This window comes from Clostridium sp. DL1XJH146, assembly GCF_054819755.1.
On the sequence record NZ_JBTVVN010000061.1, the window covers coordinates 1 to 15,906 of the forward strand.

The 15,906-nt window shown below is 29.3% G+C and carries 11 protein-coding genes; 1 reads left to right on the forward strand and 10 read right to left on the reverse strand.

The genetic code is table 11. The features are described from left to right. Positions 1-115: 115 nt before the first annotated feature. The 9 genes from feoB to ACVHXK_RS17445 form a co-directional block, all read right to left on the reverse strand. Positions 116-2,287, reverse strand: a complete 2,172-nt coding sequence (gene feoB / locus ACVHXK_RS17405) for a ferrous iron transport protein B (protein WP_461207679.1) — start codon at positions 2,285-2,287, stop codon at positions 116-118. A 362-nt stretch (positions 2,288-2,649) separates the two neighbouring features. Next, complete coding sequence (locus ACVHXK_RS17410; protein WP_461207680.1) at positions 2,650-2,928, reverse strand: FeoA family protein; 279 nt, start codon at positions 2,926-2,928, stop codon at positions 2,650-2,652. Positions 2,929-3,322: 394 nt separating this feature from the next. Then, on the reverse strand, positions 3,323-3,784 hold the full coding sequence (locus ACVHXK_RS17415; protein ID WP_461207681.1) for a metal-dependent transcriptional regulator: 462 nt from the start codon (positions 3,782-3,784) through the stop codon (positions 3,323-3,325). A 359-nt stretch (positions 3,785-4,143) separates the two neighbouring features. Then, the gene (clpB, locus tag ACVHXK_RS17420; protein WP_461207682.1) at positions 4,144-6,759 is read right to left on the reverse strand and encodes an ATP-dependent chaperone ClpB; all 2,616 of its coding nucleotides are present in this window, start codon (positions 6,757-6,759) and stop codon (positions 4,144-4,146) included. 120 nt (positions 6,760-6,879) lie between these two features. Continuing rightward, on the reverse strand, positions 6,880-8,136 hold the full coding sequence (locus ACVHXK_RS17425; protein WP_461207683.1) for a helix-turn-helix domain-containing protein: 1,257 nt from the start codon (positions 8,134-8,136) through the stop codon (positions 6,880-6,882). 21 nt (positions 8,137-8,157) lie between these two features. After that, complete coding sequence (locus tag ACVHXK_RS17430; protein WP_461207684.1) at positions 8,158-9,462, reverse strand: helix-turn-helix domain-containing protein; 1,305 nt, start codon at positions 9,460-9,462, stop codon at positions 8,158-8,160. A gap of 360 nt (positions 9,463-9,822) precedes the next feature. Next, positions 9,823-9,999: a YtxH domain-containing protein gene (locus ACVHXK_RS17435; protein ID WP_461207685.1), complete on the reverse strand. Its 177-nt coding sequence runs from the start codon at positions 9,997-9,999 to the stop codon at positions 9,823-9,825. 268 nt (positions 10,000-10,267) lie between these two features. After that, positions 10,268-11,356: a ribonuclease H1 domain-containing protein gene (locus ACVHXK_RS17440; protein ID WP_461207686.1), complete on the reverse strand. Its 1,089-nt coding sequence runs from the start codon at positions 11,354-11,356 to the stop codon at positions 10,268-10,270. Positions 11,357-11,421: 65 nt separating this feature from the next. Further along, positions 11,422-12,492: a YkvA family protein gene (locus tag ACVHXK_RS17445; protein WP_461207687.1), complete on the reverse strand. Its 1,071-nt coding sequence runs from the start codon at positions 12,490-12,492 to the stop codon at positions 11,422-11,424. A gap of 405 nt (positions 12,493-12,897) precedes the next feature. Here ACVHXK_RS17445 and ACVHXK_RS17450 point away from each other — a divergent pair, with 405 nt between their 5' ends. Beyond that, the gene (locus ACVHXK_RS17450) at positions 12,898-14,664 is read left to right on the forward strand and encodes an ATP-dependent metallopeptidase FtsH/Yme1/Tma family protein (RefSeq protein WP_461207688.1); all 1,767 of its coding nucleotides are present in this window, start codon (positions 12,898-12,900) and stop codon (positions 14,662-14,664) included. A gap of 126 nt (positions 14,665-14,790) precedes the next feature. Here the strand turns inward: ACVHXK_RS17450 and ACVHXK_RS17455 are convergent, their stop codons facing one another. Beyond that, the gene (locus ACVHXK_RS17455; protein ID WP_461207689.1) at positions 14,791-15,798 is read right to left on the reverse strand and encodes a rhomboid family intramembrane serine protease; all 1,008 of its coding nucleotides are present in this window, start codon (positions 15,796-15,798) and stop codon (positions 14,791-14,793) included. Between the last annotated feature and the right edge of the window lie 108 nt (positions 15,799-15,906).

The window sequence follows — 15,906 nt, forward strand, 5'->3', positions numbered from 1 at the left end:
TTAGTTACAAGGCTTCTTGGCAATTACCTCGACTGAACTTTCATCAGTTAGTATGGTCCAGCTTAGCTGGACGCACTACATTGTGCATTGTGTATTTGTGCATTATCAATTATATTCAAAAAACCATCTTCCAAATTAAGGTCGTGATCATACACACTACTACCCCTATAGACGTAGGAAGCAATATCCCTATAATCGTCCATTTTAGGCTTCCTGTTTCTTTTTTTATGGTAATAATTGTTGTACCACATGGCCAGTGAAGCAGACTAAACAACATTGTATTTAGGGCTGTTAAATACGTCCATCCATGAGTTGTCAATATCTCTCTTAAAGATTCTATACTATCAAAATCTACCATGGCTCCAGTAGAAAGATAGGCCATCAAAAGTATAGGTAATACTATTTCATTTGCAGGAAGTCCAAGTATAAAGGCTAATAAAATATAACCGTCCAATCCCATAAGATTCCCTAAGGGCTGAAAAAAACTCGCCATATGTTGTATAATACTAAAATCTCCAATATATACATTCCCCAAAATCCAAGTTATTGCACCAGCTGGAGCCGCTATAACAATTGCTCGGTTAAGCACAAAGATTGTCCTATCTATAAGAGATGTATAAATAACTCTACCTACTTGAGGTTTTCTATAGGGTGGTAACTCCAAAGAAAAACTTGAAGGCACTCCTTTAAGCAAAGTTTTAGATAAAATATATGATACTAGCAAAGATATTAATATCCCTATTACAACCATGGCCGTTACAGCTAAAGCTGGCAATATGCCACCAAAAAAGCCTATATTTTTTGTAACTAAAAATACAGATGCTATAGCTATAAGGGTTGGAAAACGTCCATTGCAAGGGACAAAATTATTTGTTAATATAGCGACAAGTCTTTCCCTTGGTGAATCAATAATTCTACAACCTATAACCCCTGCTGCATTACATCCTAATCCCATACACATAGTGAGGCATTGTTTGCCATGTGCACAAGCTTTTTTAAAAAGATGATCTAAATTAAAAGCAACTCTTGGCAGATATCCCAAATCTTCAAGCAAAGTGAATAAAGGGAAAAATATTGCCATAGGTGGTAACATTACGGATATTACCCATGCTAATGTTCTATACAAACCTTGCACTAGAACTCCTGAAAGCCATTTTGGTGCGCTTAAATAATTAAATATATCTATTAATTTATCTTCAAAACTAAATAATAAATTTGCCAGCATTTGCGATGGATAATTAGCACCTGTTAATGTTATCCATAAAACTAGAGCTAATATTGAAATCATAATAGGAATACCAAATACTCTAGAGGTAATATAGTCATCTATTTTTTTATCTCTTTTTATTATACTTCCCTTTCCCCTATTTACATATTTTTTATTAATTGCCTCTGCTTTATTATAAATGCAATTCATAATCCCTTCACGGATTATTTTTTTATCATTGTCAATTTTTTTCTGTTTTTCCCTGTTGCTTTTTTTATCGTTATCATTAGACAACACAGTATTTATTTTATCCCAATCAACATCATTTATTTCTTTTTTAATCTCTTCAATAAATCCAATCTCTCCATCAATTAATCTCAAAGAAAGCCATCTAACAGCAAGGTTATTCACAATTAATGTATTTTTCCCATAGTTATCCACAATTAATCCACTTAATTCCTTTGCTTTATCTTCAATTCTATCCTCATATTGAAATATTTTTGGTGATATTTCTTCTTTTTTCGTGTATATATGATAAACCATTTTTTTTAATTCATCTATACCTTCCCCACTTCTTGCAGCAGTCTCTATTACTGGTATACCTAATTCCTTACTAATTCCTTGTTTATCTATAATTATCCCTTTTTTATTAGCTTCATCTATTAAGTTTATACACAAAATCACGTTTTTCTTCATTTCCATAATTTGAAATACAAGATTTAAATTTCTTTCCAAACAAGTAGCATCTGTTACAACAATTACGGCATCAGCATTTCCAAAACAAAGAAAGTCTCTAGCAACTTTTTCCTCCTCTGATGATGCAAATAGCGAATATGTGCCTGGTAAATCTACTACCACAAAATCTTTTTCTCTCATAGTAAATCTTCCTCTAGCATTTGAAACTGTCTTGCCCGGCCAGTTCCCAGTATGCTGATGAAGACCAGTTAAAGCATTGAAAACAGTACTTTTACCTGTATTAGGATTCCCTGCAAGCGCAACTATAAACTCATCTTCCTTTTTTTCAATAGTAAATATCTCTTTTAAACTATCCTTACCTGTTGATTTATAGGTAAGACCCATCTTATATCAACCCCTTTAAAACATAATTTGCAATTTGCAATGTTCAATTTGCAATTAAGTTCAAAAACAAAGGCAAAAACAAAACAAAATATAATTTGCAATGTGCAATTTGCAATTTGCAATTAAGTTCAAAAACAAAGGCAAAAACAAAACAAAACATAATTTGCAATTTGCAATGTCCAATTTGCAATTATTGTTGATTTTCTTCCCTTTGGTCAGAAAATCTTTAATTATTTAATTAATTCTAAGATTTTGCGCAGCAAAATCATCCTTAATTGCAAATTGCAAATTGCAAATTGCTAATTATTTAAAATAGATTGCTAATTATTTAAAATAGATTGCTAATTATTTAAAATAGATTGCTAATTATTTTTTATTCCCATAACTAATATCTTATCCGCTTCTTCTTTTCTTAAAGCTATCATTGTTTCTCTTATATAATATAGCGTTGGGTCTCCTGAAGGAGCTTTTCTAATCACTTCAATAACAGCCCCTTCAGTAAACCCAAGCGCCAACATTCTTTCTTTTAAAAAATCCGTTGCTGTCAAATATATGACTTTTACTTTGTCACCAATTTTTTTATCACTTAGTTTTTCCATGTCCTTAACAACTCCAATCTTTCCTATCAATGCATATACCATATTAATATAGCCTCTGTTTTAGAATATTGTTGATATCTATTAATATAATAATTAGTTTAAGCTAATACATACTATACTCTTAGACTAAGCTAACTTTTTTAATAACTTTAACTAACTTAGCAACTAGTTTATATTATGTTTATTTTATTATGCTTGTTACAACATCCTTTCACCTTATTTCCAATTTCTTTATGTTTTAAAATATTTAAACCACAGTTTAAATAAAAAGATTCTCGACCGCAGAGAGAGAATCATCCACAATTGCAAATTGCACATTGCAAATTGCAAATTATGTTTTAAAAAACATTGCAAATTATGTTTTAAAAAGCATTTCAAATTATGTTTTAAAAAGTATTGTAAATTAATAAAAGACAACAGTCTTACATGTCGTCTTTTATTTCCCTATTTTTTTATGGAATTCATTTATTATCTCTGGGTCTTCTTTAATATATTTAAGAAATTGCTCAAAATACCAAATTGTTTTCTCGCTTATTGAATGTTCTATTTTTTCAGTTTGTTCAAACACATCTTCTGTAGGTGCTATTGCACCTAGAAATTCTTCAATTATCATATGCCTATGAAGAAGTGCTTTACCAATGTTTTTACCTCTTTGTGATAATGTTATCACCCCGTATTTTTCATAATTTACAATAACCATACCGTCCATTCTTTTTATCATCTTTGTGACAGACGGGGGCTGCACATTTAATTTTTCTGATAATTCTTTAGTCCTTGTATAACCTTTTTTTTGTGACAATCTATATATCATCTCAATATAATCTTCCATTGAAGGAGTTATATCTTCCCATTCTTTCATCATGTAACCTCTAAAAGTGTAAAAATCTTCTTCACTCATAAAATCACCCTTTTTTTTAAAACATAATGTGCAATTTGCAATTTGCAATTTTCAATTAGCAATTATTAAAGATTCTGAGCAGCAAATTTATCTCTACTTCCCAATTGCATATTTATTAACACTAGATATTTTTTCATAAAAATAACACTTATCTTCATTCTTTAGATATATTCGATTCTTTATATTTAAGAACAAAAAGGTAAAATTTTTGCCATGCAATCATTATTTTTATCAATTTTAATGATTCTTGTTTTTGAATTTTTAATTCAATCAATTCTAAGATTTTGCGCAGCAAAATCATCCTTAATTGCTAATTGCTAATTGCAAATTGCTAATTGCAAATTGAAAAAAGCCTCAGTTTAACTGAGACTAATTTTTTCCACATGGAATACAAGTTTTCCACCATTTTCATCCACAATAACTTTGCAGTTCTCGTAGACTTCACCTTTTATAATTAATTTTGCAAGATTAGTTTCTAAAGTGTTTTGAATATACCTTCTTAGGGGCCTTGCTCCATATACTGGGTCGTAACCTTCTCTTGCCATATGCTCTTTTGCTTTTTTAGTAACGTCAAGTTCTATTCTTTTATCCATTAGTCTCTTTCTTATTTCATCTAAAAATATATCAATTATTTTTTCAATTTCTAATACTGAAAGAGGCTTAAACATTATAATGTCATCAATTCTGTTTAAGAATTCAGGTTTAAATCTACTTTTTAAAGTATCTAAAACTTTTATTTTTATATCATCGTCAACTTTATCATCGCTCTTATTTTCTAATAGTAACCCGCTTCCCATATTTGATGTCATTATAATAATAGTATTTTTAAAATCAACAACTTTTCCTTTGTTATCAGTTAATCTACCATCATCTAATATTTGAAGAAAAATATTAAATACATCATCATGAGCTTTTTCAATTTCATCAAATAAAATCACACTATATGGCTTTCTTCTTACAGCCTCTGTAAGCTGACCACCTTCCTCATAACCTACATACCCTGGAGGCGCTCCCACCAATCTAGACACTGTATGTTTTTCCATATACTCAGACATGTCTATCCTTATAATATTTTCTTCTGAATCAAACAAAGTTTTAGAAAGGGTTTTTGCAAGTTCCGTTTTACCAACCCCTGTAGGCCCTAAGAAAACAAAAGAACCTATAGGTCTTCTAATATCTTTAAGTCCCGCCCTTGCTCTAATTACTGCATTAGATACCGAAATAACAGCCTCATCTTGTCCTATTACTCTTGTATGAAGTTCTTCTTCTAATCTTAGTAACTTTTCTCTTTCTCCCTCTAACAACTTAGCCACAGGAATACCAGTCCATTTTGCTAAAACTTGGGATATTTCACTTTCCGTAACTTCTTCTTTTAATAAAGTATTTTCACCTTTTTCCTTTATTTTTTCGCCTTTTTCTTTTATCTTTTGCTCTATTTCAGGAATTATTCCATACTTTAATTCAGCTACTTTGTTAAGATCATATTCTCTTTCTGCTTTTTCTAAATTTCCTCTTTCCCGATCTAAAGCTTCTTTAAATTCTCTTATTGACGTAATATCATCTTTTTCATTTTCATATTTTACTGTCATTTCTTTATCTTTTTCTAATAGATTTGATAATTCTTCCTGTAATACTTTAAGTCTTTCTTTAGAAGCTTTATCTTTTTCCTTTTGAAGAGCTTCCTTTTCAATTTCTAATTGAAATACTCGTCTCCTTACCTCATCAAGTTCTGCAGGCAAACTATCTATTTCTGTCCTAATTAACGCCCCAGCTTCATCTATTAAATCTATAGCTTTATCTGGTAAGAATCTATCACTAATATATCTATCTGCAAGTTTAGCTGCTGCAATTATAGCTGAATCGTGTATCCTTATACCATGATGAATTTCAAATCTTTCTTTTAACCCTCTTAGTATAGATATAGTATCCTCTACTGTAGGCTCCTCAATAACAACAGGTTGGAATCTTCTCTCTAGAGCTTTATCTTTTTCAATATACTTTCTATATTCGTCAAAAGTAGTAGCTCCAATACAGTGAAGTTCTCCCCTAGCTAGCATTGGTTTTATGAGATTTCCAGCGTCCATAGATCCTTCTGTTTTTCCTGCTCCAACTATAGTGTGAATTTCATCAATAAATAGTATAATTTGACCATCAGACCGTTGCACTTCTTTTAAAACTGCCTTTAATCTTTCTTCAAACTCTCCCCTATATTTGGCTCCTGCAATAAGTGCACCCATATCTAGAGAAAAAATTATTTTTTCCTTTAATCCTTCTGGAATATCTCCTCTTATTATTCTCTCTGCTAAACCTTCAACTATAGCTGTTTTACCTACCCCAGGCTCACCAATTAAAACCGGATTATTTTTTGTTCTTCTAGATAGTATTCTTACAACTCTTCTAATTTCTTCATCTCTTCCAATAACAGGATCTAGTTTATGTTTTTTTGCTTCCTCAACTAAATTTCTACCGTATTTTAAAAGAGCTTCATAAGTTCCTTCTGGATCTTGGGTCTCAACTTTTTGGTTACCTCTTATATCCGTTAGTTTTTCCATAAATGTTTTCTTATCTATATTATATTTTTTTAGTATCTCTCCTACTTTGCCCGAAGCTTCCATATCCATCATAGCTATCATTATATGTTCTACTGAAACATAGCTATCTTTAAATCTATCTGCATACTCTTCTGCTTTTATAAAAATTTCTTCGAGTTTTCTTGTAGCATATACCCCTGACGTACTACCACTTCCACCTAGAACTTTAGGTAGCATATTTAATTGTTTTTCCACTTCTTTTCTTAATGAAACAATATCTACCTTCATTTTTTCAAAAATATTAGGAATCAGTCCATCCTCATCTTCAACTAGAGCAGCAAACCAGTGAATTACATCTATTTGCTGATGTTTATTTTTAATTGCTATAGCATTAGCATCATTCAATGATTTCTGAACTCTCATAGTCATTCTTTCAACATTCATGATTTTACCCTCCTTTTAATGATTATTATTTAATTAAAATTATTATATACCTATATGTAATTTTTTTCAATATAAATAAAGCACACAATTTATATTAATTATGTGCTTTATTACTATATTTTATATTTTATCCTTCATATTTAATGCTAGAGTAAAGTATTTAATAGAATCTTCAGTATTGCCCATTTTATGGTATATATCACCCATATCAATATACCTATCGTATATCTCTTTAATATTGCCATACTTTTTCAATAAATCAAAAGAAAGAAACATATACATCTCTGCTGAAGACATATCCCCATTTGCTATTAGAAGTTTAGTTTTATAATAATAAGCCCTTTCCATCAAACTCACCTTAGCTGAAGCTATTGCATTATCTAATGCTTCTTCAATATAAGTATCTACTTCATCATAACAACCATTTTTACTTAATACTTCAATAAAAGTAATTAAGTACTCAGTGTACTCCACAACTTTCTTTCTAGGGAATAACTCAATTCCTATTCTCATATAATTTTTAGCTTCTTCTCTTTTGTCATTATAAAATAATTCCAAAGAATAATCATGGTATAAGTTTGCTTTTTTTAAATCATCATCATTATAAATCTCTAATGCTTTATTAAAATATTCTTTACTCTCCGTAAAATCCTTTTTTATAAAAGCTACACTTAATAATTGATAAGCTTCACCTAATTTATTTTTATCATTTAACCTATTTGCAAGTTCTAGTAAATTTGGCGAATTCCTATAAATTTCTTCATAATTATTAATTGAGTATAAACATTTCAATTCATCCAACATAGCATCAAAAAGTAAATCTGTGTCATCTGGATAATCCTTTATTAGCGTGTCCTTTATGGCTTTAAAATAATTAAGCCCTTGCGAACACTCATTATTTTTACAAAAATATTTTGCGGCATCATAATAATATGTTAATCTATCTTTTGAATTAGTATTCCTTGTTATTTCATAATATCTACCTAATAAACTAATAATATCAGTGAGCCTATCTTTTTCAATCAAAAAGTTAAACAACTCATGTATAAGAGTAAAGGCTAATTCATAATATCCATTTTCTTCTGCTATATCAATATACTCAACTAATTGTTCTGAAAAGTTACTTCTATCCTTTGAATTAATAAGTATTTCTATATTTTCTTCAATTTGCTCATCAATTTCTTTATGCAAATAATCATAGTCAATTTCTAGTTTTTCAGCTAAACTCCTAAGAACCCAATCCTCAGCTGGTATTTTCCCATTTTCTATACAACTTAACTTAGATACTGAAAGGTCTTTACCACAAAGGTTTTTCAATGTAAATCCCTTATAAATTCGAGTTCGTTTTATTTTCTCCCCAATTGATAAAACTTCCATAAATATCTCCCATTCATTTGTTTAATAGTTTTTTATTATACCAGTGATTTTAAACAAATCTACACCTTCGCTTAAATAACTTGATGCTTCATTTTCTTTTCCAATTTCGATATAGAATTTACCAATATTTATAAGTATCTCTGCTTTTTCTACTAATAGTTCATTTTCTTCTGCAAACTTTAACCCTTGCTTTAGAGTATATTCTGCTTCTATTATATTGTTTTCTAACATATTAACTCTAAATTTTAGTAGATAGTATTTTATGGCTTTTGCCTTATCTGTTTTCTGTGTTTCGTATTGGATTTCTTCTAAGATTTCTGTTGCACTAGAAATATCTTTTAATTTTATATAGTTTTCGCAAAGACTAATAAGAGTATCTATAAGTTTTTCATCTGATGTTTCTTTTCTTATTTTTCGAGCTGAATTTAAATGTTCAAATGATTCCTCTACATTATTGAATTCATAAAACAATTTACCCAAATTATTCTCAATCTCAGCTGTGTATTGCAAGTCATTCATATCTTTTGCAAACATTAATGATTTTTCTGAAAACTTAATTGCAGTATTAAGATCTCCCTGTTTGCTATATTGCTCGGCTAATAGCAATAATGATTTAGAATATTCCCGCTTATTTCCCACTTGTTCAAATTTCTTTTTAGACAAATAGGAATAGTTAACCGATTTATCAATATCATCAAGTTTAAAGTATGTAGTTGCAATATAATAATAAATTTGACCTAAAAGTAAATCATTAGCTATCTCATTACCAAGGTAAACTTTTTCAGCTTGTTTAAAATATGTGCATGCTGAATGATAGGCTTTAAGATGTAATGTAATTCTTCCTAGTCTTATATATGTTCTTATAATATCAAGAAAATAATTTAATTTTATAAAAGTTACATTACCAGCCAAAAATAGTTGTTGTGCTTGGGCATAATCCTTTTGGTAATAGGAGATCTTACCCTTTAAATAATATGCTCTAGCTTTTTTATACTCTAAGTTGTATTTTTCTGCGTAATGAATTGAACTTTCAATATATTGGTCAGCCATATCATAGTTTCTACTCATTATGTGTGTTTCCGCAATATTTTCAAAATAGCCACATATTTTTTCTGCTTGGCTCTCTTCTGTTTCCATAACATATTCTATTGAAACATTAAGAATTTCTGCTAAATATTCCAGTAAATCCATGCTAGGATTAGATTTCCCTGATTCTACAAGACTTATTTGTCCTGGTGTTATTCTTTCTCCAGCAAGGTCTTTAAGAGTCATATTCAATTCTTTTCTTCTTCTTTTTATTTTCTCTCCCAAAGATAATATTTCCATTTAATAACACATCCTATTCCGAAATTTAAAATATATATCCGTATCATGAATAAGCTTAATATAAACAAATCTTCAGTGTATATTTAATAAAACTTAATTCATCACTAAATTTATCTAATTATATCATATTTAGATATAACACTGCAAAAATAAATTCTATATTCTCCATATAAAGTGAGTAATTCCGTAATTTCTTTAATAATATCCATAACTATCCATAATAACTATATTATTTCTTTTTTATATTTTATTTATACATTACTTGTTCTTTCAATTAAATAGTATAAAAAAAAGCCTCCCAAATTTTGGGGAAGCTTTATATAATAATTACTAACAACTAAAAATATTTTATTTATATTATTATTTTACCATATGCATCATAGCATCATAAACATCTTCTGCAGTATTTATAACTCTTTTACCACCATGCATAATTCTTCTTCTAGTGGATCTTTTCATTCTAGGAATCATCATCATTCCTGCTGCTGCTCCTAACATTGCACCTGCTGTAATGCCTTTTATATATCTTCCACTCATAAAATTTTACACCCCTTCTCTAATTTTAATCTATCAATATTAGTTTGCTCAAAAGAGAAGTTCTTATGTATAACTTTTTTTGAAAAGATAAAGTACTTTTTATAATTTTAGATTATTGTTTATTATAAAACTTTTGCTAATTAAATTAGTTTAAATAATAATTATCAATTATAAATATTTAATTAATTCAAAGATTTTGCGTAGCAAAATCATCCTAAATTGTGCATTGTGCATTGTGCATTGTGCATTGTTCATAATGCATTATTCATTAGTTTTTCTTAAGTATCACTTCAATAAGTTCTTTTTTTAGTAATGATTTTAAGTATTTCTCTAATTTTTTCTTATCATTATTTAAGAAATCTATCTTTTTTATAATCAAATCAATTTGATGATTATCATCCTTATCTTCCCCACCAAGCAATTCACTATTTCCTTTGTTATCTAAACTACTAACTGCCGACTGTGAATCATCAATTGTACACTGCCCACTGTAATCTTTGCACTGTAAACTGTGAACTGTACCCTCTTCACTGTGAACTGTGCCCTGTGAACTGTGAACTGTGCCCTGTGAACTGTGAACTGTGCCCTCTTCACTGTGTACTAATTCAATATTTTCTAATGCTTTACTATTAATAATATCATCTAATGCCATAAGTACTTCTTCATCTTGTACTTTTATCTTTGTGGATGAAAGTATTTTAGATACTTGTCCGGAAATTTTATTTCCCACAGCAACTTTTGCAAGTTCATCAGCCATTTCATTAAAAAGATCTCCTGTATGAGCATCAACCTTCACAAACTGTACTTCCACTCCACTGTCCTTCATTAATTGCTGCATTATTTCTTTATATTCTATTGATGATTGCTCTTTTGCTTGCCAAATTCCTAATACGTGATTTGCAACTCCTACATAATCATGAAAAATAATAATTTTATTTATATTATTATCCCTTGCATATTCTAAAGCTCTTACAGCTCCTCTTAATTCTCCTGCTACCTGTCTTACATTTGACTCTCTATTTGCTATAAAAGCATCATTTTCTACATACTTAACGATTCCATTCAATGTTATGACCAAACCATAAGAATATTTCAAATCCGAGTGTATATAACTTCCATCTACGTAGGCATGCACTGCATCCTTATCATATTCTTCTTTTCCTTTTTCAAAAACCATATTACCTAATTTCAAAAATTCCTCTGCTTCTTTTATAGTAGAAAAACTTTTGTACTTAGCTCCTTTTACTCCCTTAACAACCTTTTGGCATTCTGGCCAAGTACTTAAAATTTTATCTTTTATAACTTTCCCTGTTGATGGATGTTCTCCATACTTTACAGCATAATATTTCTTTGCCATACTTTCTCCCTCTTCTTTATTCATATAAATTCATATCAATAACTCTTTAAAACACAGTCTTTTATTTAAACTTTATTTCTCTTCTTTCTTTTTTTCTTTCTATATTTTTTCCCTGATAAAATAATAGCCCCTGCAATTTGAAAAGCTTTTTTTTCTCCAATAAATCTAGTAACTATTGCACTTACTTCTTTAACTTTTTCAATAATATCATAATCACCTTGCCAATTATCCTCTATTATTTCTTTATCTAATTCATTAAATATCTTTTTAATTACAGGTAAAATTATTACTATATCATCTATTTGTCCAATTATTGGAATTGAATCAGGTATAATGTCAAAAGGTAAAGCCAAATAAGCAATCACGCCTACTATACTTGCTTTTGTTTTAGTATTAACTCTTTCATCTTTCAATAATCTATATAGTAATACAATTAAATCCGGTATGACAAAAGCATATTTAAGAACCTTTTCTAATTTTTTTGGTGTCTTATTTTCAATGTTTTCTCTTATCTTATAGTATTGACTACTATCATTACTATTACTTCTATTATCTACATTCTTATCAATACTATCTATATTATTTTCACTATTATCCGATGATAGTAAAGCAACTTCTTTTTTCTGATTTGTAATATCTTCTCCTGAAATAATTCTTTCTTTCAGCTCATCCATAGTCAATATTTCTTTATTTTCATCCAATACAATTTTTGAAATTTCAACTTCCATATTATTATTAAATAAATATATACCATTTATTTCAAAGTCAATTTGCGGTATGAGCCTAGATAACTTGTTGAAATCAAGTTGTAAACTTCCTTCTTTATATGCTAATCCCACATTATTCATTTTTGAAATAGCCTTTGATAACACACCTGAAATCAAAGCATTAGGTATCGGTAAAAAACCTACTTTTATTTTTTGAATTTTTAAACTAAGAACATTATCCTTAGCCCCAATAAAAGCAATTGAAGCTTTAAATCCAAATTTTATTTTTTTCTTAATAAACCCCTTCACATTTAAAAAATTATCTATTTTTATAGATTCAATTTTTAGATCATCTTGCTTAACTTCTTGCTCCATCATTCCCAACAAATCACTTTCAGATAATTTTACTATAACATTAGATACCTTCATTAGTATTTCCCCCTGTTTATTTATAGTTCACAGTTTACAGTTCATAGATCACTGTGTATAGTTTCTTTCTTGTAATAACTTGTACTATTATTTTACAATAAATCTTCCATAAATCATAATAATTTTTTGTAAATAAAAATTTCCAACAATTACTTTGGTAATGTTTATGTAAATCGTTGGACAAGTCACTCTTAATATTATATATTATATCCGTGGTCGCGTTAGAAAAAAACTGATGGAGCATATTATTTTTATATTCTACTTCAAATTATTTACATATTTAAATATTTTATTCATTTATGGTTCGAATTTAAGGATATTATGGAATTTTTTCCTAGAACGAGAAAATAGTACTCTCAAAATATTTCAAAATATAATCAACTATAAGTATAATAGGGGGATTTTATGAAAAACAAATTAAAAGATAAAAAAATATTGATACCTACAATTATTGCAATCATTGCAATAATCGCATTAGTGTCATTTTCATTTTTAGGTAAACCTATCACCTACAAACCTTATAACGAATTCGTAGTTCAACTTGAAAATAATCAAATTCAATCTGTTTATTATACAAATGCATCTAAAATAAATGTAAAAACTCTTTCTGGAGAAATTTATGAAACAGATAATCCAAGAGTTGATGATTTCAAAGAAGCTGTTCTTCTTCAAGGTGTTAATGTTCTTGAACAAGGATATATTTCACCCTATCAAATAATACCAATTATTTTATTAGGTGGTTCTATAGCTTTTATCATAATTATGTCAGTGAAAAATGTTAATTTTGGTGCTAAAAGAATAAAGTCGTTTGAAGCACTTGAAGCAGATGCAGTGCAAGACCTTCCATTTGATTTTAAGTCTGTTGCCGGAAATGAAGAAGCAAAAGAAAGTGTAAAAGATATTGTTGACTTCCTTAAATTTCCCGAGAAATATTCTAGCTATGGGGCAAGGATGCCAAAAGGAATTATTCTATACGGGGAACCAGGAACAGGTAAAACCTTGCTTGCAAAAGCAGTAGCTGGTGAAGCTGGAGTTCCTTTCTATGCAGTTTCAGGTTCAGATTTCGTACAAGTTTATGTGGGTATTGGCGCTAGTAGAATAAGACAATTGTTTAAAAAAGCCAAAACTCATGGAAAAGCAGTAATATTTATTGATGAAATAGATGCTATTGGTAAAAAAAGGTCTGGTGGAAAAACTGGTGGTTCAGATGAAAGAGATCAAACATTAAACGCACTATTAACAGAAATGTCTGGTTTCGGCGAAAAAGAAGGAATTGTAGTAATCGCTGCTACTAATAGATTAGACATGCTAGACTCTGCCTTACTAAGACCTGGTAGATTCGATAGACATATTGAAGTAGCTTTACCTGATGTACATGCTCGTGAGAAAATACTTGCTCTTCATATAGAAAATAAACCTTTTAAAATTAAAGACCTTCATGAGTGGGCACTAAAAACTTCTTACTTTTCTGGTGCAAAAATTGAACATTTAGTAAATGAAGCAGCCATTTTAGCCTGTAAAGAAAACAGTGAAAACATATTAGATACTCATTTAGACAAAGCTTTTTCAATTGTCGTTGCTGGATATGAAAAAAAGGATAGATCTTATATTAAAGATATAGACAGAAAAATAACAGCATACCACGAAGCCGGTCATGCTCTTATAAGTTTAATAAAGATCCCTGAGGATAAAGTATCAAAAGTAACTATAATTCCTAGTACAAAAGGTGCTGGTGGTTATACCATGAGTATACCTGAAGATAAACTTTATCATAATAAAGAATATATGTTAAATAGAATTATGGTTCTACTTGGCGGAAGAGCTGCCGAAGAAATTATTTTTGGAGAAAACAAAATTACAACTGGTGCCTCAAATGATCTAAGTAGGACAACTAGTACCGTTAAAAATATGGTTACAAAATACGGCATGGGAAAATCCCTAGGACTTCTCACTGATGATGTATTAGAAAATTTATCTCCAAGACATCAGCAGGATATCCTTGATGAATGTAAAGAAATAACTAATTCACTATATAATGAAACTAAAAAATTACTTATGGAAAACAAAGATAAGCTAATAACTATAAGTGAACAATTATTAGAAACCGAAACTCTTAATTCTGAGGAATTACAAGATATTATGAAAAAAAGCTTCATAAACTATAGTTTTTAGTCTTTTAATTTGCAATGTTAAAAGCTTCTCATCATACGACGAGAAGCTTTGTTTTTTATTTACTTAAATGTTTTTATCCAGAGAAAACATCTTTAAATTCACATCTGATACTCCACACTACAATTATTACTTTTTAATAATATTTTTAAACCCTATTGCCAAAGCAATAAGCGTGCCTCCTACAAATCCCCCTAAATGCCCAAAGGTATCGATATTAGGAAGAGTAAATCCTATAACTACATTCAAAATAATTACTGAAATAATATTATATACAAAACCTGTCCCAATCTTACTCCTCATCTTATAGGCATATATTAGTGTTGCTCCTAGCAATCCAAATATTGCTCCTGAAGCCCCTACTGAAAGACTATTATGAACGAATGAGTACGAGAATATATTACCAACTATTCCTGCAACAAAATAAATAGCTATAAATTTATTTCTACCATAGACTCTTTCAACTAAAGGTCCCAAAGCTCTAAGTGCATACATATTAACTAGCAAATGCAAAATTCCTCCATGTAAAAAAGCTGCAGTGATTAATCTATAGTACTGACCTTTTTCAATTAGTGAATTTACCTTTGCACCAAATACAACCAAAACATTTGCATCTATACTGAAAATACTGCTAGAAAAAAAAGCCGTTACTATAAACATCAATATATTTATTACTATTAAAGTATTTGTAGCAATAGCACCTGCTTTAAGTGTCCGTGTGTTTTTATTTTTTTCTTTATTTTTCATATCCATAATATTATTTATCTGCATTGCCTGAATTTCTTCATCTCGAGTATAATGATAAATTCTTTCATTTCTAGAACTAATCACAATAACTCTTTCTCTACTTTCTTCTTCATATACTCCATTTAACCATCTATCATCATCAGAAAAAACAACTTTAATAAATTGAAGTTTGCCAAAATCTCCAAAAACTCTTATTCTATAAGAATCTTCATCTATTTTACTGTAATCATTATCTCCTAAAAATACTAATAGGATTTTTTTATCTTCTTCAAATTTAGCAACTCCCCAAAAATTTTCACCGTAATCATTGGCAGACAATTCTTCTAGTTGGTAACCATACTCTTCTGTTAATTTATTTATTATATATTTAGCTGTATTAAAATTATTCATAAGACCCCCGTTTAGTTCAATGCACAATGCACAATGCACAATGCACAATTAAGTTCAAAAGAAAATTAAAAACAATGTGCAATTTGCAATTTGCAGTGTGCAATTAAG